Below are 21,039 nucleotides of genomic sequence, written 5' to 3' on the forward strand. Positions count from 1 at the left end.
TCATTATTTATTTGCATCAAACGGGTGGTCTTTGAATAAATTAGTGTAAAAGACAATTCGTTTAGCAGTTTGCAAGAGTTTCTTTCCATAGTATGCTCCCGATGGTGCGTCTGGCAGAACGGCCCCGTCTGCTGCAAAGTTATCTTGCACGCTACCAATTAACACTTGGGGTGGCAATATAAATACCCCCAGTCGCGTTAATACCGGTCCTAATTCAAGGCCCCCGAACTGGCCTCCACGACCGTTACTAGAATAAGAAACAATTACGGCTGGCTTGCCATTAACTTCACCAGCAATGTAGTCAACCGCATTCTTCAATACCGCTGGAAACGAATGGTTATATTCAGGCGTTAAGAAAACATATCCATCAGCGGCATTCATATCATCCAACCACTTTTGTTCATTTGGCTTTAAATGGCGATCAGGGTTATTTAGCGGTGCAAAATCTTCATAGAAAAATGGTAAATCGTAGCTCCCCACTTCTAGAAAGTTAAATTGGGCGCCGGTTGCTTGTTCATATTCACCTTGATGGGCCTTTAAATAGTTCAATAAATTCTTTCCCAGGGATACATTTCGGGAACTCCCCAGAATAACGTTGATTTTAGTCATATTAATTCCTCCACTAATTTGAATTAAATAGTCATTTTAAATGCTAAATTATGCTTATAGTTGCATGCTTCTAATAATTAAATTGATTTCGTTATTAGTTTTATATTCACATGAATATATTTTCAGTATATCATTAGATTATCAAAAAGCAAGTTTTTATTCACATGAATAAAAAGAAAGGATTACTTATGAATAACTCAGAACAGGTAATGAAAATTATCGGCCAACTAATTACTCAGGATTCAAAGGACGACAACGAAAAGCAATGGCTGAAACAACACGCTCCTAATCCAGCAATTGCGGAACACATCAATAGCCTTACCACGCGGGATATGAACGTCATTGCGGCAGTTAACAAGTCGCATCGCATCTATGCCAAACAGTTGCCAGAACTCCTGCATCTTTCACAGCCAACGATTTCACGCGCAATTAAAAAATTAAACGAACGTGCAGTCATCAAGCGCTACTCTACGCCACAAAACACCAAGGATATTATCCTGGAACTGACCCCGAGCGGCCTTGAAATTGCAAAGGTTCAAATAAAATTACGAAAACAAATCCAAGCTAAAATTAGTGCAATTATGGCAGAACTATCGAAATCCGAAGCAGAACAATTTATCACCACGCTCACTAAAATTAAAAACATGGATATTTTTAACTAGCTTTTTTTATACTAATGATTTGACAATCCCCCTGCAAAAAGCTAATGTATTTTAAAAGTAAAATATTATTTAGTAAAGGAGTTAACACCATGAAAGCAGTTACTATTCACAGTTTAAAACAAGCTAATCCAATCGTTGATGTTCCAAATCCAGCCGTTCCAGAGGGCAACGTGTTGATTAAGGTCCATGCCACCGGCGTAAACCACGTTGATTTGGCATGGGCAAATGGGAAACGCAAAGCTGATGACACCATTTTTGGACTAGAGGTTGCTGGTGAAGTGATTGAATCTAACTCCAATCTCAAAGTTGGTCAACGGGTAGCTGCACTGGTTGACGAAGGTGGTTACGCCGAATTCGTTTCTGTTCCGGCCGGCCGGGTAATTCCACTGCCTGACGACTTTAGTTATTCGCAAGGTGCTAGCCTCCCTGAAAGCTACATCACTGCTTATCAAACCCTCTTTTGGATTGGGAACTTACAAGATCACCAAACGGTGTTGATTCATGCCGGGGCTAGTGGAGTGGGAACCGCAGCCATCCAACTGGCTAAGGCGTTAAAGAATGCCACCGTGATCACGACTTCTAGTAAGGCTAAAACCGCGGTCTGCAAGCAAAACGGTGCGGACTACGCAATTGATTATGAAAATGAGGATTTTGAAACTGAAGTGGATCAAATTACCGATCACAAAGGAGTAGACTTAATCCTCGACTTTATCGGTGCGGATTATTTCCAAGGTAACCTCAATGCAGTGGCTACCGATGGTCACATCGTTTTAATTGGTGACTTAAGTGGTAGTATCGTCGACCACGTTAACCTCCGTTACATCATGATCAAGCGGGTCAGCATTACAGGCACACTGCTTGCTCCCCGTTCTACCGAGTATAAGGAAAAGTTAATTGCCGACTTCATTGATAAAACCAGCCCCCTCTTTACTGCTGGAAAAATTAAGCCAGTAGTAAGTGAAGTGTTCGATTTACAGGATGCTAAAGCGGCCCAACAGTTCATGCTAGATAAGAAAAACGTTGGTAAGATCGTTGTGAAGGTCTAATTAAAAGTGTTGAATGCCATAATTATTTGGGATTCAACACTTTTTTTTGATAACATGTTATAATTTTTAAGGGAGGTGAATAATATGAAAATAAGGACTAGCGCAGTAATTATTGCTGCATTGTTATTTGGTAGTCTTACATATCCGAGCGTTGCAAGAGCAGCCACTGGCTATGGTTACGCTAGTACAGCTAACCACCAGGTGAAAACTACTAAAACCGTAAGTGTCTATAAAGTACGGGTGGGTAAGGATGAAGCTGATAATCACTTCACCAAGGCTGGCAAGATTAAAAAGGGCACCCATTTATCAGTGAGTGACTGGGTCATGAGTACCGGTGGCGGGTACGTGGTTACTGGTAAGTATCATTGGAAGCCAACTAGTAAGACCTTCTACTTTGTATTCGATCAAAGTCAAAAGAAATGGTTTAAATAAAAATTATTCCCACAAACTAAATTCGTTTGGAGTGATTTTGTGAAAAATTATAATTGGATATTCTTAGTTGTTTTTACGATTTTTGTTAGCTATCATTTTACTAACCATGAAGCACGTGCAGACAATAGCATCCTAGCTACATATATTGACGGTGGTTACACTGATTTTTCTAATGTTATTAAAAATGCTAAAAATCCAAACTACTTTGATGCTAAAAATTCAAGTGATTACTATACTAAGGTTCCAAAGGGATACCACTTCTTGATGGTTAGAAAAAATGCTATCATTGGTGAATCTAAAAAAATAAATGGATTACCAATTTACCCTGCTCCATATGGTGATACATTCATAGTTAATAAGGTTATCGTTAACAATGGAAAATACCGTTTTAAGGTCCGTAATGAAAGCCCATTTTCCACCCGTAACTACCGATACATTTCTGCTAATCGGAAACTAGTGAAATTTATTCCTGATTCACTTAGGGTTAATCTTGGTGGGGTTGCTGATCCACGGGAAACAAAGAATCCAGGTAAGTACTACCCAACCATTGCAGTTCCAACTGTCATTCTAGAGGCCCTTTCAAATCGTGACTATGGTAATCCGCCATACACAGCTAAAACTTACCAGCGAGTTAAGAAGCGGGCCCCTGGCGAACAAAAACTACTAGTTCGGTACTTTAAAAATCACGAAGTTAAGCCAATTAGCTACTATGTAAGCCATCATAAATTTTTTGATAAATATTTTGGCCTAAAGGGGAGTTCATCATTAGTGAACTATCGTAAGTACGTTCCAAAGACGTTCTTAGACATTAAAAACTACCTAAAATAATATCCAAAATATTTTAAAATGATAATAGCGGCACCAAAAATTATAAATACAGCGATGCAGCTACACACCATCATAAATAATAAAAATTGCCCCCGGAAATTAATTCCAGGGGCAATTTTTTATTTTATAGTAACCTAAAAGTGTCTTCTGACTTCATTCGATCAGCACTTAATTGATTTAATTCAAACTCAGCATCTCGATATCCCAATCCAACCGCAAAGATTGGTAACTCCCCTTCAGGCAGTTCCAAATGCTTAGCTAGTTGAGCTGGATACTTAATAAATTCAAACGCTGGAATTGAATCAATGCCGAGGTCAAAAGCGGCTAACATAATGCTTTGGGCCAATAACCCCATGTCAATCAATGACCACTCTGAGTAGTTCACTGGTAGTGAGAGGTAGACAATTGCTTGAGCGTCAAATAAACGGTTTGACTGCTGACCAGCCGTCTTCATCCAGCTCTCACCCAACTGTTTTTGAGCATTTGCTACCCAGCCCATCATGTTCTTCTGGGAGCGTTCATCCCACTTATCCATTCCGTCATAACTAATTACCGAACTTGTGTGAACATTTTCGTCATTATTCAATTCTGCATGTTGCTTTCTAATTTCTTCAAGGCGCGCTCCTCTAACAACCGTTACCCGTACTGATTGGGCATTGATCCAAGATGGTGCATGCTTAGCTACATCAATAATGCGCTTAAGATCATCATCTGAAACTGGTCGGTCATTAAATTTACGGATTGATTTCCGTTGTAAAATTGCGTCGATTGTATTCATTAATAATTTCCTCTTCTTTCTGTCGCTTAAATCCGCTTCATTTTCCCTGATAAAACCACTTTGATAGAGTCTAATCGTTTTGTTAATTTCACGAAGCGATTCATTGATATCACGCTGCTTTTTCAATAACGTTTGGCGTTGATCCTTCAGTAACTGTTCTCGCTGTTCCAAAGTGTCACTCCCGTTTTGGAATAACTCAATGTATCGCTTTAACGATTTAATGCTAATTCCAGCATTCCGTAGACATAAAATCATCTCAATTCGATCCTGCAAACGATCATCATAGTAACGATTGCCATTTGCGCTACGGGGGACATTGGTTAAAATCCCGATTCGCTCATAGTATCTAATTGTATCCATCGGTACGTTCAACCGATTACTTAACTGCGTAATTGTTAAATTCAAATAACCACCTCTCTGTTATCTTTTTAATATTATATTGGTTGGAGTTAACTCAGAGTCAAATATTTTTACAAAAAGAAAACGTTTAATTTACATTAAAATTACAAGACTGTGTTATAATCATTTTATAATTAGATTTTAATTATATGTTGCTTTTGGTACTGAACGAATTGGAGGTTTTATTATGAAAGAAAATCATCATAGTGAATCTTTTTGGAAACAACTAAGTAAGTTACTATCCTCAATGGTCGTCACTGCTTCAGTTGCTACAGTTGGTGAGTTTGCTAGTCAATCATTCCATCAGGCCAATGCCAATAATGGTGGAGATTAATGATTAGATATGTTCCATCTGCTAATAAATGATTCAGCGAAGTCAAATTTAGATTAATTCAGGACAATAATTTAAATTCATAGAAATCACACTCATTTATAAATTAAAATCACCCTTTACTTTATCTACAACCCACTAGCAGGATGCATCGTTCCCCCTTTGCATCCTTTTAGTTTGCTTCAAATCATTAAATTATATTAATAGTAGCATTTAATATTGATAGGCCCATTTATGATATCATTCCCCTATTTACTTTTGAACTTAAAGTATAGTATGATTAATAGTATTGTTAATCATATTTTGGAGGAAAATAATGAAAAGAAAAAAATGGTACCAGGCATGGTGGTTATGGCTGGTAGTAGTCTCAATCTCAATGTTCAGCATTGGCGCAATTGTTGGTGGTCGCGATCGGGATAATGAAGCTAGCAGTTCTCAAGAAGCAGCTAGTTCCCAGGTGGATCACGATGATGATGATGACAGCACCGATGAAGATCGTTCTGACGAGGATTCGGTATCAGATGCGGATGTTGATTCAAGCGATGATAGTGATGACGACGTTACTGATGATTTAGACGATGAATCGGATGATGATTCAGATGCCGTTAATGACGATGGCAATTCTGCTTCCAACAGCAGTAGTACCAAGAGTAGTGTTCCAGTTGAATACCAGAATGCTTTAGACCGGGCCGAAGATTATTCAGAGGATATGCACCTATCCAAAGCCGGTCTATACGACCAACTCACTTCAAAATACGGTGAAAAGTTTAGTGCAAAGGCTGCCAATTACGCAATTGAAAACATAAATGCTAATTGGAATCAAAACGCACTTGCCAAGGCGCAATCATACCAAAAAGATATGAAGATGTCTAAAGAAGCAATCAAAGATCAATTAATGTCTAGCTATGGTGAAAAGTTTACGGAAAGTGAAGCTACCTATGCTGTAAACCATTTAGGGAACTAAAAAATAATCAAGCCCCAGAAAGGAATCGCCCTCCTTTCTGGGTTTTTTATATTGCATCCCGAATACATTAATTGACACAACTGCCACCAATTAATATAATAAAGCTGTTTTTTACTATTTTTTAACAAGGGGGTAATCGCTAAAATGGATTTAAATGATGAAAGTATTTCAAACGCCCTCAGTGAGCTTAAGAAACACCTCGTCCCTGGTTATGAGTACCTATTTTGTTCTGAAACCACCTACGAATATAAAAACACATCACTGCCAGCCTACTTGGTTGAAATGGAGCAAAAGACATTCCCGTTCAATTCTCAAAAGGATCATTATGCACATACGGCTGTATTCTTGATTCAGATGGATAAAAGCCATGTAATCGTGCTAGATGCTAGCTCCGATTATTACCAATTTGATAGTACATACGAAACCATCTGCAAGATGCTCAATCGGACGGTTAGTGTGGAAGAATTTAAAACGATGTGTAATGCAATTGAACCAATTGTTAATCATAGCTATTCTGTCGATGATAACGGTAACCTAATCACCCAAAAGTCACTGGTGGATAACGCCAGCCTGGTTGATGGCATCAACGCCATTTTAAGTTTGCGAATCGCACTAATGGCATCGGTACTATAAAATTAAATGGAAGGAAATGATGCCAATTGTTTTTAAAACCAGAACAATTAAGCTTTATTAATAACCGCCTTCAAGAAGACACCATCATTGGATACACATACGATGGATGTGGCATGTTTAATCTTCAAGTTGATGAATATACAAAGATTGACGCCACCATTTTTAAATTCTCGCAACGGATGTTCCCGTATTTTAATGATGTTCGCAAGGATAACGTCACGAATACTGAAATCGCCATTTACTTCCACGGAAGCAACTTTATCATTTCAGAAATTGCGGTTCACGATGATGCTCCCACTACGGTTCAATTTCTAAAATCATTGCGGGAGTATAAAAACACCTTTTTCGACATGCAGGCCTTTAAGGAATCGCTCCCCTTAGCGTTAGATGACCGCTTTTATTTTAACGAAACGTTTGAGACGTTGAACTTGAAGTCAGAAAACTATTTAAATTCACTTCTGTATGGAATTAATGAACTTCTGGGCGCGCGGTCGTTGATTTTGACGATGGGATTGAAGTTGCAGTAGAGATATTAAAAAGGGTTAATTCCAACTAATTTTGGAGTTAACCCTTTTGTGTGTAAATTACTTAATCCCCATGAATCGCTCAAAATAATCTCTTAATTTTTCATCTTCAAAATAAATTCTAACTCCGTTAATTCCCCTCGTTAATAGTACATAATAAATATTCTTGATAAAACTATTAAAACCAGTTTCATCAAAATCATCCTTCTTGAATTTTCCATTAGTATCCAAATAATTATCTTTTAAAGCAATGATCTTCCCATTATTAGTAACAGTAATATCATTAGAAATAATCACTCCAGCATAGTTTAAATCAATTCCCTGAACAGCATGAATCGAACCTATTTCATTTCTAGAGTTTTTCTTGTTTAGCCAATTCTTATTTCCTGAATTCCAACGCCATTTTGAATTGTCAGATTCAACCCAGTCATATTGAGTCTTATCCTTCTTACTAATCCATTTTCTAGTGTAACCTGCCATCACTCTATTTTGAGTCCCCGGTTCATAGTTTTCATTGTAATCTAAATATTCGAACAATTCAGAAATGGAGTTAACCACTCCAAAGTAACAATCATAATTAGGTTGATCACCCTTTAAATATTCAGTAAAAATCCCCTTATTAAAGGGTAAACTATCAATTTGTAAAAATGTTAAAATTCCATTCATAAAGTCTTCACTAGTATATTGATTACAAGATTGATTAGAAACATTAATTCGATATTCTGTTTTAAGAGTAATCTTTTTAAAATGATGGGTTCTAGTGTACTTATCATAATCTAACTTGGGAATATCATTTGGCCTAATTTGTTGGGAAGGATCATACATCAAAATTAAATTATTAGTTAATTCACCTAATAATTTTAATTCATTCGTATCTTTATCATAGTTCCCATTAGCATCCTTAAAAATATCCATCGTCATGTGTTGTCCCTTAGAATAATACCTTCGCAAACGATGGGATTCATCAACAATTATAAAATCATAATGCCGCTGAGAACGAATCAATGTCAAGGCACTTAATACTTCAATGTTATTCACGTTATACGATTTAAATATTTTTTGTCCAGTATCTATCCAATTACTTTTAACGACAATCCCAATTTTGGAATCGGGAAATTTTTTATTAATTAAAGCAGCTAAGTTAGTTAAAATAACTGTCTTTCCAGTACCAGCAAGCCCTTGAATTAAGTAATTTCCAGGATCATTAGCAATCCTATTAATGATACTAACTTTATCTTTGGGCAAAGAGTTAAATGGTGAATACTTAAATAAGATGGATTTCTGTACATCAGTTAATGACTGATGTCGAACATATCCTCGTTCGTATAGAATTTGCCAAAACGGCTTTACAATGTTAAAAAACACGTCGTCCTTGCCTGAATATGATTCTGAAGTGTTTCCACTAGTGTTATTATCAATTATCATATTGGCCCCATCATAGTCGGATGTAACATAAGTAATTAATTGCTTTTCAATATCATCTAGTGACTGCTGATTAATAAGTTTCCCAAAATCAATCATTACCTCTAGGTATTTACCATCAACATACCTATGATTAGGTTCCTTTAAATGTTCAGCATGCCGAGCCTTAAAGTGTTTAGTTTGGCCAACATAAATGTTTTTATTCCCATGATAAACATAGATAATATCCCCAGTAACCAATTTAAGCTCATCGCGATTAGTAATTTTATCATGGTAGGGAATTAGCTTCCCATCACCCTTTTTTATCTTAAATTCTTTTGCTACAAAATTTCTCCTCATTTCATTCACCTAAAATAATTATTTCAAAATATGCTTACCAGCAGATGCCCTTAATAACGCTGCCCTTAATTCTTCATCCACCGCATAGATGTAAAGACCATGAACCCCACGTTTCATCAAAACGTTTAATTCGTTTTGTAACAGCTCTTCAGATACATCGACTTTTTTACCGTTAATTGAACGTCGATTTGTTGCTTTAGAATTCTTACTACTCTTTGAATCAAAAATAATTTTACCATTGCGGTATTTAACGGAGGGCCCAATAATCAATCCGGCATAGTTAAGATCAAATCCTTGAATCGTAAATGTAGAACCAATTTCATCAATCGTCTGTGGTTGTTCAACCCATGGTAGTTTAGACACCCTCCGTTTCTTAGATAATTGTAAATTCCAGGGTAGTGATAGATTTCCAGCTCTGACTAGCCAGTTACTCCCATCTGGTTTTTTCTTTTGTTTATAGTCCCAATCAAAAGTTGCAATCATTCTAGACAAGCCATTGTTCTCATTTTCATCCTTAGAATTATGGCTTTTAATTGCTCTATATACGCTTTTAGCATCAGCAGCAATTTCTAAGTCATAGCTACTATCTTCGGGGATTGGGTTCACTTCTCGGTTAAAAATTAAATCATCAATCCATTTGATGGTATCGTTTGATGCCTGCATCCTAATTTGACTACTTAACTTGATTAAATTGTTATTAGCAAGAGCTTTTGTCTCTATTTTTTGAATGGTTTCGTTACTAACGTAACCAGTGGTGGTCAAAATTTGGTGTGGATCAAAAACCGCAACCACTACCTTTGCACGCTGCAATAGTTCATTTAATTGGTTATTTCCCCGGTACGCTTGAATGCTTTGCGTCCACAATAAGTGGGCCTCATCTACTAATACCACATCTACCTTAGGGCTTCCTAACGGATGTTTATTAATAAAATTAGACGGATTATTAGCAATATCAGGATCTAATTTGTTTAACCCTAATTTCTCGGCAATTCGACGATAAACATGCTGCTGTTCCTTGTGATTTACTAACAGGTACGCCTTAGGATGATCATGGTTACTTTCTTGTTGGGTTTTATTTAAGTTATTAAAAATTTGACTTAATAAAACAGTCTTTCCAGTTCCTGCAGCCCCTTCAACTAAAATGAGGGTCCCGGAATCTTGCTTATCATTGAATTGAGTCAATCTATCATTGATTTGCTTTTCAATCCGAGTAGCCGCTAAATATTGTCCAGGCTTTAGTTTATGAAATGGAGAGGATTTAAATAGGGCTGATAGTTTAATCGTTTCTTCAGCTGGAAAGATATCCCCATCCATACGGTGAAGCTGACGCCAAATTTTGGAAAAAATTGGATTTAATTCATTAGATGTATAGTACTCATCTTGATCATTAGTTCTTCGGTTATTTAGGCGTTTAATTTGATTCGAACTCAGTAAATACATCATCATTCTATTTTCAATATCTAAAGTTAGCGACTTATTAAAATGATTATGACCAATTACAAGTAAATTAGTATTATCCTGATTCAGTTCAATAAAATCATCCCGTTGTTCAACCAAATGCTGGTTCGTTCTTCTATCAATATCATTAGTTTCTCCAACGTACGCATGGTAGCCAGAATTTACCTTGTCAATAATGATGTAGACCGTAGGAAACCTAAAAATAACCCGGTAAGCGTCTGGATCATTAATAAGTTCCTGATTTAATTCGGATAGTCCATTTTTATTATACCTAACCCGTTTAATAATTGGATAGTCACTCATTTAATCTCCTCCACATAAAGTATAATCGGTAGCCAAGCTAATCCTTAGTTTGAATATATGCTTATCATTATATGTAAAATTATTAATATATTTATTTTATCATTGTTTAACAAATGGTGGTTGACATTTTCATAATCAGATTCTACATTTAAAATGTATTTAAATTATTTCAGGAGGAATCAATATGAAATTCAGAAACCTTACTTTATCAATTGCTACTCTATTATTAATGGCTAGCACCCTATCGTTATTAACCACCACTAAGGCTAATGCTGCAACTTGGAAGACTGGTGTTCCACCGGTAATTAGCAAATCTACGTCCTGGCGGAGTGACTTTATAAAGGCCCCTGCCAAGTATCGGACCAACAAATATTACTACACGCGAGTATTCACTCCGTTGTCCAAAACAGCTGGTTTTAACCCTGTTACTGCTATCTACACCAAGAGTAAAAAATTTGTTGGTAATGGTGGAAATGCTGGTGTTGATGCTTCAATTTACCCACACTATCAATCAATAGGTCATGGTTATTACAAAGTTACCGCTGGTGGAGAGAGCCATAATAATAAGAAGAGCCTATCCTACGAATTACACAGTACTCTTAATCATGATGATGGTGAAACTGTTTTAATCAAAGTTCATAATAGCAAGCAAATTTCAATATGGTCATATGAAAATAAAACGACTGGTAAGCAGGACTACCGGGGATTATTCAGACCATACAATGGTAATATTAACTAATCTGAATCATTGTTTTCACAATTAATTAGCAGTTTTTGCTTCCAATTCAGACTTTCCGTTCATTTATACTGTATATTATTTCATTGACAACCCTACCACATCAGGAATACACTTATTTAAATTCATAAAAATTCATCATAAATTGGAAGTGTTGGTAATGGTAACAAGTTCTAAATGGGATATTTTTAAGTCTGGTTGGCAGTTAGCTAGTCATCCAAATCAGTTAGTTTCGGCAATTAAAAACATGCGTAAACCACTGTTAATTGAATTAGTAGTGCTGCTCATCCTGCAAGTTTGTTCATGGTTTTTGATTTTCAATAATCACCGGATTTCAATTGCCCCAGACCTCACCATCATTGGAATCGTCAGTTTATTTTCGGGGGTCACCAACATCATGAGCGTGGTGTTGGATTCAGACGGGAACATGACGAACTTCTTTTGGGGAATGTTAAACAACATCACCTACGTTTACGTTTCATTCAACGCTCACTTGTATGGTGAAGTCTATCTCTATACATACTTCTTTATCTCCCAGTTCATTGGCATTTATTCCTGGAATAAACGAAATATTGAACATCCGATTGGTGATAAAAACGAAGTCCAAGTCAAGGAACTTTCGGCTCGGGGCTGGGTGTTACTAACGATTGCGGTACTAATTAGTTGGGTCATCCTAGCAATGTTTTTACAACGGGTCCCTCTAATCACGCCGACTTTGGATCCGCATCCATGGATTGATGCCCTCAGCACGGTTGTTCAAGTCATCGCCCAAATCCTGTTAATTTGCCGGTTCAGTAGTAGCCAGTTCATCCTTTGGATTATCGGTAACACCCTTGAGATTATTTTATGGACGGTTAGTTTCAACCCCATCATGATTATGCTATTTATTGCCTGCAACGTGAACTCATTCTTTGGTTGGTATGTATGGAACCAAAAGCTAAAGCAACAAACAGAAATTGAATCATAACTAAAAAGGGATTCCGCGATGGAATCCTTTTTTTAAGCCTTCGAAAACATTTTCCGATCTACAAAGTTGGTATTGGCAATCTTCATGTGCCCATTCACATTATCAGAAAAACGATTATCACTAACTAATGACACGCTGCTAACCCCTACATTATCATGATCGATATTAATAATGTTATAACTAGTAGAATCCTTGTATAGATGATCATGGTCATTTCGACAGTCAATGTGGTAAGCCGTAGAATCGCAAACTACGTTTAAAACGCCATCCCTAACGAATGAAGCTGGAAAATGAACGTGTCCGCTAAATATCCCTAAAATTCGGTGACCGCGAATTACATCATAGAGCTCCTCACTATTTTGCAGGATACTAAAGTTCATGTTGTCCAACACCACCCCCGCAGATGGATGGTGCATAAACATCAATGCCGGTTTGTCAGAAGCAGCGAGTTCTTTTTTCACCCAGTCCAATTGCTGCCGGTCTAAGTAGCCCTGTGGTAAATCCTTAAACGTTGTATCTAAGCAGTAGATATCGTAATCTGCCAAGCCCACTTTATAGTAATAATGGTTTTGGGCCGGTTCATTCAAATAGCCAGTAAAAAATGCATCCGTGCGGTCATGATTTCCTAATGTAACAAAGATGGGCACCCCAATCCGATCCCGTTGCTTATTTAAATACTTCCGTAAACGCTTGTAATCTAGTTTATTTCCTTCATGAATTAAATCACCTGTTATGACAATCAGTGATGCATTATAGTCTAGGCGGTGCTTATAAATATCATCAAATACTAACTGTAATTTATCATTCGGACTAAATTGTTGGAGCATTTCCTTCACACCATTGCTATTATGGAGGTGCGAATCGCTAATTTGAATTATTTTATATGGCAATTTATCCACGCTTCCTTCTTTTAGTAGAAAAGTTTATCACACTAAAAGATTATCATTCTTACTTATAAATAAAGTAAAATGAATGTATTTTTTTGGTAATAACTAAAAATGATGGTTATCCACATGTGGATAACCATCATTTCAAATTATTGTTTATGCCCCGTTAGCACATCCTTCAAATGAATAATTTCATTTGGCAGGAACTGAGTCAACGTAGCGCTTTGCTTCGGATACAAAGTTAGCACTAAATCGCCATTTAAAATTTGCCCTAGGTAAACATCTTTAATGTCATGATGTTGTTGCTTTAACAGGTTCATTAACCATTCCTGACTCTTATTGATGTGTTCCAAGACATCGTCATTAACGTTCCCATCAGTGATCACTGGTAGATTAGTGGTCGTATCATGGTAGTTATTAATGTTTAACTCACCGTTTTGTTCCAAGGTGACCTTACTAACCTGCTGGAGGTCAGTAACCCCGGAATTATTGAGCTTAAATACCAAATCACTAGCTGAAACGCCACTCCGCAATGCGGTCGCAACGTCAATCCGGCCCTTGTTGATCAAGACCTTCGGACTTCCGTTCATCAGGTTCTTGAAGAAATCACTCGAATTAATCAAAACCTTACTGCTAAAGATAATCATCGTCCAAATCAGCACAATAACGATGAACTCTAGAATTGAAATACTGAGGTTAAAGACGGTCCCACCGACAATTCCCCCTAATACATAGTTTTGGAGTTCATCGACAGCATTTGAAGGGTCCAGATTGCCCTTTCCAGACAGGTTAATTTGAAATACCAACATTAAGAAACCAATCAGAAGCTTTCCAGCAATATTAATATACTGGCTTCCGCTAATGCTGAGGTTCAATCCGCCCCGCTGGACATACTCAATTTTATTCGCAAATGGATGTACCTTCTTCGTTGAATAAACGTCCGTAGTTGAATTAATATCCACTTCGTAGTACTTATCATGCACCTTTAAGACTAGCTGCTTACTAATCGTTGGCGAACTAGAATAAATCTCAGAGAGCGGAACATCTTTTTCCTTACTAATTTTTTGCATGATTCGTGCAATTTGGGTTGCATCACTTTGTGTAGATGCCTGATTTTGTAGTTTACCAATCTCTAGGCAGATCACGGCTGCCGCAAAGGCAAACATCACAATTAAAATGTTGCGAAATTTAAGGTTAGTGCGATCCTTAGAATATTTAATTCCAATTATAATAATAATGGCACTAATTAATAATCCAACTCCAATGAATAAGTAATCCAATAGGTGTGAATTTTGGGTTAAGTATTGATACGAATAAAATTTGATAATTAATCACTTCTTAAATTAAATTTTAATTTTATTATAATCCAAAAGTGAAATGAATTGATACTAAATAACCCCAATTGGAAATATTTTTAGGCCTTAAAACTATTTTCATTCAATGAAATCATTTCTAACAATCCTTGAGCTGCATCGTACCCCTTATTCCCAGCCTTAGTTCCAGATCTTTCAACTGCTTGTTCAATGTTTTCAGTGGTTAAGACTCCAAACATCACTGGAATTGGTGAGTTTAACTCAATTTGAGCAACGCCCTTGGCCACTTCACCGCTTACCAATTCGTAGTGGCTGGTTGCCCCCCTAATAACCGCCCCGAGCGTAATTATTCCGTCGTATTGACCTAAGCTGACCACCTTTTTGGTTGCAAATGGAATTTCAAATGCTCCTGGAACCCAGTAAACATAAATATCTTGGTCGGCAACGCCATGTCGTAATAGGTTATCGCGGGCCCCACCCAATAGATTCGAAGTAATCGCGTCATTAAACCGAGCGATTACAATTGCGACCTTCTTGTTTTTACCTTCAAATTGTCCTTCATGAATATTCATTGTTTAATCTCCTTTATAGTGCGTGGTTAAAGCGTTCCCGCTTTGTTTTTAAGTAGTTTTTATTTTCTGGATAGACGTTAACGATTAGCGGGAGTCGTTCCACAATTTGAATCCCGTCGGCTTCCAATTGGGAGTCCTTTTCTGGATTATTGGTTAATAACTTAACTTGGTCCCATCCAAAGAATTTTAAGATTTTTGCCGCAACGTCGTAATTCCGTTCGTCCGCCTCAAATCCAAGTTCGAGGTTCGCATCCACCGTATCCAGGCCGGCTTCTTGTAATTGGTAAGCCATTAACTTATTGGCTAACCCAATTCCACGCCCTTCCTGCCGCAGATAAATCACCGCACCGTAACCGTAGTCAGCAATTTCCTTCATCGCTTGATCTAACTGTTCCCCACAATCACACCGGTGTGAACCCAAGACATCTCCAGTTAAACATTCAGAATGAACCCGGATCAACGGAACCTTATCGCTAGGTTGACTTAAATCACCGTAAGTTAATGCGAGGTGGTCCTTGCCATCATACTTATTGAATAGGCTTAGCTTAAAATCGCCATACTGATTGGGTAAATTAACCGTCACGGTTGGTTCAACTACGTCTTGGTGCAGGTAGCTAATTAAGTCAGCAATCGTAATTGCGGTTAACCCCCATTCAGTTGCCTTCTGGAACAACCGGTGTTTTCTAGCCATGTGTCCATCATCATCAACAATTTCACAGATGTATGCAGCGTCGGTTCCTGCTAGTTGCGCTAACTCAATCGATGCTTCAGTATGGCCCTGTCGTTCCGCTAAACCGTTTTGCCGGGCCCGAAGCGGAAAAACGTGTCCGGGCTTGTAAAAATCATTCGGCTGGGCGGTGTCACTACCAATTGCTTGGATTGTAATGCTTCGATCATAGGCAGAAATGCCGGTCGTGGTTTGTTTATGGTCAACCCCGGTTAAGAAGGCGGTGCCAAAAGCATCTTCACTGCCATCAGCAGCCATTGGTTTAAAGTTTAAACGGTCAGCCTTATCACCAGTAACTGGCACACAAATCAATCCCCGTGCGTTTTTAATCACGAAGTTGATGTTTTCAGGAGTGGCATCTTTAGCCAGTCCGACCAAATCCCCCTCAGCCTCACGGTCATCATCATCAATCAGCACAATTAACTTACCGTTCTTGAGGTCCTCAATTGCTTGTTTTACATTTGTCATTATTACAACCAACCCTTCTATCCCATGATTCGGTTAACATACTTACTTAAAATATCAGTTTCCAGATTTACAAATTCACCATTTAACACCGTTGCAAGATTGGTATTATCAGCCGTATGTGGAATTAGTGATACCGTAAAAGTGGCCGGAGTGCACTTTTGAATCGTCAGGCTAATGCCGTTAATAGCAATCGAACCCTGTGCAACGATTCCGTATGCTAATTCAGCTGGAAACGTAAATTGGTAAAGAATTGCATTTCCCAGCGGCATTCTTTTTAAGAGGCGCCCCACTCCATCGACATGCCCAGATACAATGTGGCCCTCAAAGCGTTCGCTCACTAGCAACGCCCGTTCTAAATTGACGACTTTCCCGATTCGCCAATTATTCATCGTTGTTTTATTAAAGGTTGCGGGCATTACATCTAAGTCAAACTGGTCTGCTACCACATTGGTTGCGGTTAGACAAATGCCATCCACCGCCAGGCTGTCGCCAATTCGGTACCCATCTAATATTTGTGAATCATTAACTCTAATCGTTAATTTAACGCTATCGCCAGTTCGGTTAAACCTTTGTACCGTCCCAGTTCCATGAATTAATCCAGTAAACATTATTTCACCTGCTCGCTAACAATTCGTAAATCAGGTCCTACCTGCTCAACGCTTTTAAACCGGAGGGCAACGGAATGATCTAAATGCACCATTGGTAATCCCGCTTTTGGAAATAACTTCGGCGCAACGTAGGTAATCATTTCATCGTATTCACCAGCATTTAAAAACTGAGAGTTAACGTGTTGGCCCCCTTCAACGTAGATCGATTGGATGCCTAATTCACCAATTGTCTTAGTAATTGTTTTAATTTCAAAATCGGCTGGTTTAACCACCTGCACGTGTTCAGGTAGCGTAACGTCAGCCAGCTGATCTGAAAAAATCACTACTGGCCCGGCCGTTTTAAAAATTTGATTCTCTAAATAATTTTTTAATCGTCCACCACGATCTAGAATGATTCTGGTGGGTGGGAAATCAACCTCACCACTTGGTAACAATAATGGGTCATCAACCATCACGGTCTGCGCTCCCACTAAAATTGCTTGGTAATCCATTCGTTCGTGATGAACTAATTGATTCACTTCGTTTGCGGTCACCGCTGTCCGTTGGTCAGGAGCAGCGGTGATCTGGCCGTTCATGCTAATTGCCTGCTTTAATGTAACGAACGGCCGGTGGTGTTGATAAAAGAAATTGTAGTGTTCATTTAACGCCCGGCTTGCTGATTCCAAGACAGGTCCGACCACTTCAATCCCATGGTCCTTAAGAATTTGAATTCCCTTTCCATGCACAAGTGGGTTCGGATCGAACTGACCCACGACCACTTTTTGAATGCCACTTTCAATCACTGCATTTACACACGGTGGCTGTTTACCAAAGTGCGCACACGGTTCAAGAGTGACGTATAAAGTTGAATTTTTTAGTTTTTCGGGGGTTTTACAGTTATCAATTGCCATTCGTTCAGCATGCTTATCACCATAACGTCTGTGATAGCCAGTCGCTATGATTTGATTATCGTTAACGATTACAGCCCCCACCAACGGATTGCGATAGGTGTGGTAACGGCCCTTTTCGGCTTCTGTAATCGCTAAGCGCATTATTTGTTCATCGTTCAAGCTCTTTATTCCCCCTTTAGACCCAAAAAAAGCCCTGTAGAAAGTATTCTACAGGGCCTTTAAATCCAATTTTAATGACACAAAAAGCATCCACTCATTGTGTCCGATTAAATTCTTCTCCCATCCAGACTATCACTGTCGGTCTCAGATTTGCACTGAGTCAACTAGCTAGGAACCCTAACTAGGTCACGGACTTTAGACATTCACTGCCTATCACCGTCGGTCGGGAATTTCACCCTGCCCCGAAGAATATGCTATTCAACTTTAAAATAAGTATATTATAGCTTCTGTTAAATCGCAACTAGAATGTTCTCAAAATAAAAAGCCGCCCCGAATTAAATCGAGCCGACCCTTTAAAAATGAATGTTAATTAGTTTCTTTTCCGTCTGTAAAGGCCACCAAAGATTCCAGCGAATGAAAGCATGATCATCCCAAGTAAAATTTCTGCTTGAACGTCATTATTTTCACCGGTTTGTGGTAACTTACTCTTCTTGTTAGATTTAGAAGCACTGGCGTCTTTGCTACTACCATTCTTAGAGGTAGCACTGGTTCCTGTACCATCTGTTGAGCTAGTCTTGGAACTAGTGGAGCTTGAATTAGTACCTGAGTCATCAGAGCTATCACCATTCTTAAGCTTACTATTAGCTCCTAATACCTTTGTGGAGCCATTAGAATTGGTAGAATCAGATGCATCATCATCACTAGTGGTAGTACTATCATCGGCAGATGATGAACCGGTGGTGTCATCATCACTCGTACTAGTAGTATCAGTGGCACTATCTGAACTAGCGTCATCTGAAGTGCTAGTTGCATCGGATGAACTAGTAGCAGCGGTTGCATCACTAGTGGTACTTGAAGCATCTGATGAACTAGTGGAGCTGCTGGTAGTACTTGATGAACTAGTGGCACTAGAAGTTGCTGAGGAGCTAGCTGATGTGGCACTGCTGCTTGAAGCACTATCATTAGCATAAGTTACCGATTTGTAAGCAAATAGTGAATTTGTGTTATTAGTTAAATCATTAACAATTGCTTGCCAATTACTTAGAATATCAAATTGATAATTACTCCCAAATCTGTTAATTAAGTCACTTTGCGTAACTGAAGTAGCATTAGTGAACCATTCAGCATCGTTACTCCCCGTTGAATCAACTGGAGTGTTATCAGTAGCGGTAGTACTCCGGTCGAGTGCATACCCCTTGAACGATCCATTTTCATAAACGGCGGAACGATAGTAAGTAACTGGGACTGAAACCTGCTTAAGAACCTGACCAGAGTTATTGTACAAGCTAAATGACTTGTAGAATACCCGGGTCAAATCAGAAGCATTTAAACCACTTGGTAAACTGGATGAGTTGTAAGTGTAAACAGCATAAGAATTAGTGCTGGCAGATGACGAGCTGGCACTAGAACTAGCTGATGAGCTCGAACTAGAAGTCGTAGCAGAACTCGTGGATGAGCTACTGGATGACGAACTTGTGGATGAGGACGAAGTGCTACTGGTAGAGCTACTGGAAGTACTGGTACTTGTTGAAGTAGAACTGCTGGTAGAACTACTAGAAGTACTAGTGCTTGTTGAAGTAGAACTGTTAGTAGAACTTGCTGAACTATTACTAGAGCTACTGGATGAGGTAGGATTTGCACTATAATAAACATTGATTGTTGGAACGCTGCTACCAGTAGCTAAAAATGAAAGTGACGTGTTATTTGTGGTGTCTCCTGAGATCGAAACAGAACCACCAACATTGTTGCTAGCACTGTAAGGGGTGTATCCACTAGGCGCTGCAATCGCAACTGAATATGAGTTTCCAGAATAAATATTATCACCAGTAACGTACTGGGCACTGGCGACTGAACTACCATTATTGTCAAGATAGTTAATTTGAGTTGGAACCAATGAAGTCGTTCCAGCAGCAACCAAGTATCCGGGAGTTGAAGTCCCATTAAATGCTGAATTAGTAACTAGATCAAATGACCACCATAAATCGTCGCCACCATAGTAAGCGTTGTTACTGGTTGATAAAGGTCCATTCTTTAGTGTTAAAATTGCAAATGATGTAACTGCTGAACCATTACTTGCTAACAATGCTGGGGTACTTGAAGTTGATGAAGCACTAGCAACAAAGGTGGCATAGCTAGCGGAATCTACGGCAGAAGACGTAATCGATCCATCTACTTCACGGTATTGAACTAAGTTTTTAATGCCTGTAATTGGTGCAACCCCATTGCTTAAGGCATATTCAATTACAGTGGGAACGTTAAAACGACCGTCATTAAAAGTTTGAACGGTTGCATGGTAAGTAGCTGAATTATCACCACTAACTGAGAAACCAATCTTAACGTTATTACTGCTATCAGTTGACATATATGGAACCGCACTCAAGGTATTAGCGCTAGCGGGTTTACTTGCAACTAGTGAAATATTACTTGCCGTAGAAGCAGTTGGTCTAGAACTAGCACTAGCAGTAGTTTCAACAGCCCCTAATTTGTAGGAAAGTCCATCATCATCACTGGCTTGAGTATCACTACTGTCAGTGGTTAATGATTGGGTGTCATTACTGCTTTGCGTATCGCTATCAGCACTAACAGATTGAGCAGAAACGCTACTGCTTTGCGTATCACTACTTGAGGCAGTAGATTGTGCGGAATCGCTACCACTTTGCGTGTCACTACTGGATGCAGTAGATTGTACACTTGCATCACTACTTGCAGTCGTTGATTGAGGAGTCTCATCATTTGACGGATTCGTGGACTCAATCGTAGCGTTGCTATCACTATTAGTTGTGACTCCATTAGAACTAGAATTGTTAGAATCAGCATGAGCAGCTTCTGGAGCAACTCCAGCTGCTAGTAATGCTAAAGCGGCAGTTCCCATTACAACCCATTGTTTCTTTACTTTATGTAATATTTTCTTTTCATTTACTTTACGATATCTCATTTTATTAGCCATAATTAATTCACAATCCTTTCATACTTTGTTATATATG

21 protein-coding genes and 1 riboswitch are annotated in these 21,039 nt (G+C 38.5%); of the genes, 10 read left to right on the forward strand and 11 right to left on the reverse strand.

Annotated features, from left to right (window positions below; all coding sequences use genetic code 11):
• Nucleotides 1-3: 3 nt before the first annotated feature.
• The gene (locus HZL42_RS05935) at nucleotides 4-609 is read right to left on the reverse strand and encodes an NADPH-dependent FMN reductase (protein ID WP_219282669.1); all 606 of its coding nucleotides are present in this window, start codon (nucleotides 607-609) and stop codon (nucleotides 4-6) included.
• 188 nt (nucleotides 610-797) lie between these two features.
• On the opposite strand from HZL42_RS05935, the gene HZL42_RS05940 reads away from it, so the two are divergent.
• From HZL42_RS05940 to HZL42_RS05955, 4 genes are all read left to right on the forward strand, one after another.
• Complete coding sequence (locus HZL42_RS05940) at nucleotides 798-1,271, forward strand: MarR family winged helix-turn-helix transcriptional regulator (protein ID WP_219282670.1); 474 nt, start codon at nucleotides 798-800, stop codon at nucleotides 1,269-1,271.
• 89 nt (nucleotides 1,272-1,360) lie between these two features.
• The gene (locus tag HZL42_RS05945; RefSeq protein ID WP_219282671.1) at nucleotides 1,361-2,317 is read left to right on the forward strand and encodes an NAD(P)H-quinone oxidoreductase; all 957 of its coding nucleotides are present in this window, start codon (nucleotides 1,361-1,363) and stop codon (nucleotides 2,315-2,317) included.
• A gap of 84 nt (nucleotides 2,318-2,401) precedes the next feature.
• Nucleotides 2,402-2,749 (forward strand): hypothetical protein, encoded by a 348-nt coding sequence (locus HZL42_RS05950; RefSeq protein WP_219282672.1) that lies wholly within the window; start codon nucleotides 2,402-2,404, stop codon nucleotides 2,747-2,749.
• A 39-nt stretch (nucleotides 2,750-2,788) separates the two neighbouring features.
• Nucleotides 2,789-3,577: a hypothetical protein gene (locus HZL42_RS05955; RefSeq protein WP_219282673.1), complete on the forward strand. Its 789-nt coding sequence runs from the start codon at nucleotides 2,789-2,791 to the stop codon at nucleotides 3,575-3,577.
• A 124-nt stretch (nucleotides 3,578-3,701) separates the two neighbouring features.
• Here HZL42_RS05955 and HZL42_RS05960 read toward each other — a convergent pair whose 3' ends face one another.
• Nucleotides 3,702-4,760 carry a nitroreductase family protein gene (locus HZL42_RS05960; protein ID WP_219282674.1) on the reverse strand — a complete coding sequence of 353 codons (1,059 nt, stop codon included), beginning with the start codon at nucleotides 4,758-4,760 and terminating at the stop codon, nucleotides 3,702-3,704.
• Nucleotides 4,761-4,941: 181 nt separating this feature from the next.
• Between HZL42_RS05960 and HZL42_RS05965 the strand changes: the two genes are divergently transcribed.
• The 4 genes from HZL42_RS05965 to HZL42_RS05980 all read left to right on the forward strand — a co-directional run bounded on the left by HZL42_RS05965 (nucleotide 4,942) and on the right by HZL42_RS05980 (nucleotide 7,209).
• Nucleotides 4,942-5,088: a hypothetical protein gene (locus HZL42_RS05965; RefSeq protein ID WP_219282675.1), complete on the forward strand. Its 147-nt coding sequence runs from the start codon at nucleotides 4,942-4,944 to the stop codon at nucleotides 5,086-5,088.
• A gap of 313 nt (nucleotides 5,089-5,401) precedes the next feature.
• The gene (locus HZL42_RS05970) at nucleotides 5,402-6,049 is read left to right on the forward strand and encodes an Ltp family lipoprotein (RefSeq protein WP_219282676.1); all 648 of its coding nucleotides are present in this window, start codon (nucleotides 5,402-5,404) and stop codon (nucleotides 6,047-6,049) included.
• A 144-nt stretch (nucleotides 6,050-6,193) separates the two neighbouring features.
• The gene (locus tag HZL42_RS05975; protein WP_219282677.1) at nucleotides 6,194-6,682 is read left to right on the forward strand and encodes a hypothetical protein; all 489 of its coding nucleotides are present in this window, start codon (nucleotides 6,194-6,196) and stop codon (nucleotides 6,680-6,682) included.
• Between the two features lie 26 nt (nucleotides 6,683-6,708).
• Nucleotides 6,709-7,209: a hypothetical protein gene (locus tag HZL42_RS05980; RefSeq protein ID WP_219282678.1), complete on the forward strand. Its 501-nt coding sequence runs from the start codon at nucleotides 6,709-6,711 to the stop codon at nucleotides 7,207-7,209.
• 57 nt (nucleotides 7,210-7,266) lie between these two features.
• On the opposite strand, the gene HZL42_RS05985 is transcribed toward HZL42_RS05980, so the two are convergent.
• Both HZL42_RS05985 and HZL42_RS05990 read right to left on the reverse strand, forming a co-directional pair.
• Nucleotides 7,267-8,967, reverse strand: a complete 1,701-nt coding sequence (locus tag HZL42_RS05985) for a DNA/RNA helicase domain-containing protein (RefSeq protein WP_219282679.1) — start codon at nucleotides 8,965-8,967, stop codon at nucleotides 7,267-7,269.
• Between the two features lie 18 nt (nucleotides 8,968-8,985).
• Nucleotides 8,986-10,728, reverse strand: a complete 1,743-nt coding sequence (locus HZL42_RS05990; RefSeq protein WP_219282680.1) for a DUF2075 domain-containing protein — start codon at nucleotides 10,726-10,728, stop codon at nucleotides 8,986-8,988.
• Nucleotides 10,729-10,912: 184 nt separating this feature from the next.
• Between HZL42_RS05990 and HZL42_RS05995 the strand changes: the two genes are divergently transcribed.
• Together HZL42_RS05995 and pnuC are read left to right on the forward strand one after the other, a co-directional pair.
• On the forward strand, nucleotides 10,913-11,467 hold the full coding sequence (locus tag HZL42_RS05995; protein ID WP_219282681.1) for a hypothetical protein: 555 nt from the start codon (nucleotides 10,913-10,915) through the stop codon (nucleotides 11,465-11,467).
• Between the two features lie 157 nt (nucleotides 11,468-11,624).
• Nucleotides 11,625-12,431 (forward strand): nicotinamide riboside transporter PnuC, encoded by an 807-nt coding sequence (pnuC, locus tag HZL42_RS06000; RefSeq protein ID WP_255552569.1) that lies wholly within the window; start codon nucleotides 11,625-11,627, stop codon nucleotides 12,429-12,431.
• Nucleotides 12,432-12,463: 32 nt separating this feature from the next.
• On the opposite strand, the gene HZL42_RS06005 is transcribed toward pnuC, so the two are convergent.
• From HZL42_RS06005 to HZL42_RS06035, 7 genes are all read right to left on the reverse strand, one after another.
• On the reverse strand, nucleotides 12,464-13,321 hold the full coding sequence (locus tag HZL42_RS06005) for a metallophosphoesterase (RefSeq protein ID WP_219282682.1): 858 nt from the start codon (nucleotides 13,319-13,321) through the stop codon (nucleotides 12,464-12,466).
• 146 nt (nucleotides 13,322-13,467) lie between these two features.
• A complete protein-coding gene (locus HZL42_RS09075; RefSeq protein WP_370629299.1) occupies nucleotides 13,468-14,646 on the reverse strand; it encodes a DUF3290 family protein in 1,179 nt (392 codons plus the stop codon).
• An 86-nt stretch (nucleotides 14,647-14,732) separates the two neighbouring features.
• Nucleotides 14,733-15,203, reverse strand: coding sequence for a 6,7-dimethyl-8-ribityllumazine synthase (gene ribE / locus HZL42_RS06015; protein WP_219282684.1), 471 nt, complete (start codon nucleotides 15,201-15,203; stop codon nucleotides 14,733-14,735).
• A gap of 13 nt (nucleotides 15,204-15,216) precedes the next feature.
• Nucleotides 15,217-16,401 (reverse strand): GTP cyclohydrolase II, encoded by a 1,185-nt coding sequence (gene ribA, locus HZL42_RS06020; RefSeq protein WP_219282872.1) that lies wholly within the window; start codon nucleotides 16,399-16,401, stop codon nucleotides 15,217-15,219.
• A 14-nt stretch (nucleotides 16,402-16,415) separates the two neighbouring features.
• Nucleotides 16,416-17,006: a riboflavin synthase gene (locus HZL42_RS06025; protein ID WP_219282685.1), complete on the reverse strand. Its 591-nt coding sequence runs from the start codon at nucleotides 17,004-17,006 to the stop codon at nucleotides 16,416-16,418.
• Nucleotides 17,006-18,055, reverse strand: a complete 1,050-nt coding sequence (gene ribD / locus HZL42_RS06030) for a bifunctional diaminohydroxyphosphoribosylaminopyrimidine deaminase/5-amino-6-(5-phosphoribosylamino)uracil reductase RibD (protein WP_255552571.1) — start codon at nucleotides 18,053-18,055, stop codon at nucleotides 17,006-17,008. Before ribD ends, HZL42_RS06025 begins: the two co-directional genes overlap by 1 nt.
• A 108-nt stretch (nucleotides 18,056-18,163) precedes the next feature.
• Nucleotides 18,164-18,309: riboswitch (FMN riboswitch) on the reverse strand.
• A gap of 116 nt (nucleotides 18,310-18,425) precedes the next feature.
• Nucleotides 18,426-20,990 (reverse strand): LPXTG cell wall anchor domain-containing protein, encoded by a 2,565-nt coding sequence (locus HZL42_RS06035; protein WP_219282686.1) that lies wholly within the window; start codon nucleotides 20,988-20,990, stop codon nucleotides 18,426-18,428.
• Nucleotides 20,991-21,039 lie beyond the last annotated feature (49 nt).

It is taken from the genome of Lactobacillus sp. Sy-1, assembly GCF_019303535.1.
Lineage (GTDB): Bacteria > Bacillota > Bacilli > Lactobacillales > Lactobacillaceae > Nicoliella.

Coding starts and splice junctions, on each gene's coding strand:
- HZL42_RS05935 (WP_219282669.1), bottom strand. CDS start 609: ATGACTAAAATCAACGTTATTCTGGGGAGTTCCCGAAATGTATCCCTG.
- HZL42_RS05940 (WP_219282670.1), top strand. CDS start 798: ATGAATAACTCAGAACAGGTAATGAAAATTATCGGCCAACTAATTACT.
- HZL42_RS05945 (WP_219282671.1), top strand. CDS start 1,361: ATGAAAGCAGTTACTATTCACAGTTTAAAACAAGCTAATCCAATCGTT.
- HZL42_RS05950 (WP_219282672.1), top strand. CDS start 2,402: ATGAAAATAAGGACTAGCGCAGTAATTATTGCTGCATTGTTATTTGGT.
- HZL42_RS05965 (WP_219282675.1), top strand. CDS start 4,942: ATGAAAGAAAATCATCATAGTGAATCTTTTTGGAAACAACTAAGTAAG.
- HZL42_RS05970 (WP_219282676.1), top strand. CDS start 5,402: ATGAAAAGAAAAAAATGGTACCAGGCATGGTGGTTATGGCTGGTAGTA.
- HZL42_RS05975 (WP_219282677.1), top strand. CDS start 6,194: ATGGATTTAAATGATGAAAGTATTTCAAACGCCCTCAGTGAGCTTAAG.
- HZL42_RS05985 (WP_219282679.1), bottom strand. CDS start 8,967: ATGAGGAGAAATTTTGTAGCAAAAGAATTTAAGATAAAAAAGGGTGAT.
- HZL42_RS05990 (WP_219282680.1), bottom strand. CDS start 10,728: ATGAGTGACTATCCAATTATTAAACGGGTTAGGTATAATAAAAATGGA.
- HZL42_RS05995 (WP_219282681.1), top strand. CDS start 10,913: ATGAAATTCAGAAACCTTACTTTATCAATTGCTACTCTATTATTAATG.
- pnuC (WP_255552569.1), top strand. CDS start 11,625: ATGGTAACAAGTTCTAAATGGGATATTTTTAAGTCTGGTTGGCAGTTA.
- ribE (WP_219282684.1), bottom strand. CDS start 15,203: ATGAATATTCATGAAGGACAATTTGAAGGTAAAAACAAGAAGGTCGCA.
- HZL42_RS06025 (WP_219282685.1), bottom strand. CDS start 17,006: ATGTTTACTGGATTAATTCATGGAACTGGGACGGTACAAAGGTTTAAC.
- HZL42_RS06035 (WP_219282686.1), bottom strand. CDS start 20,990: ATGAGATATCGTAAAGTAAATGAAAAGAAAATATTACATAAAGTAAAG.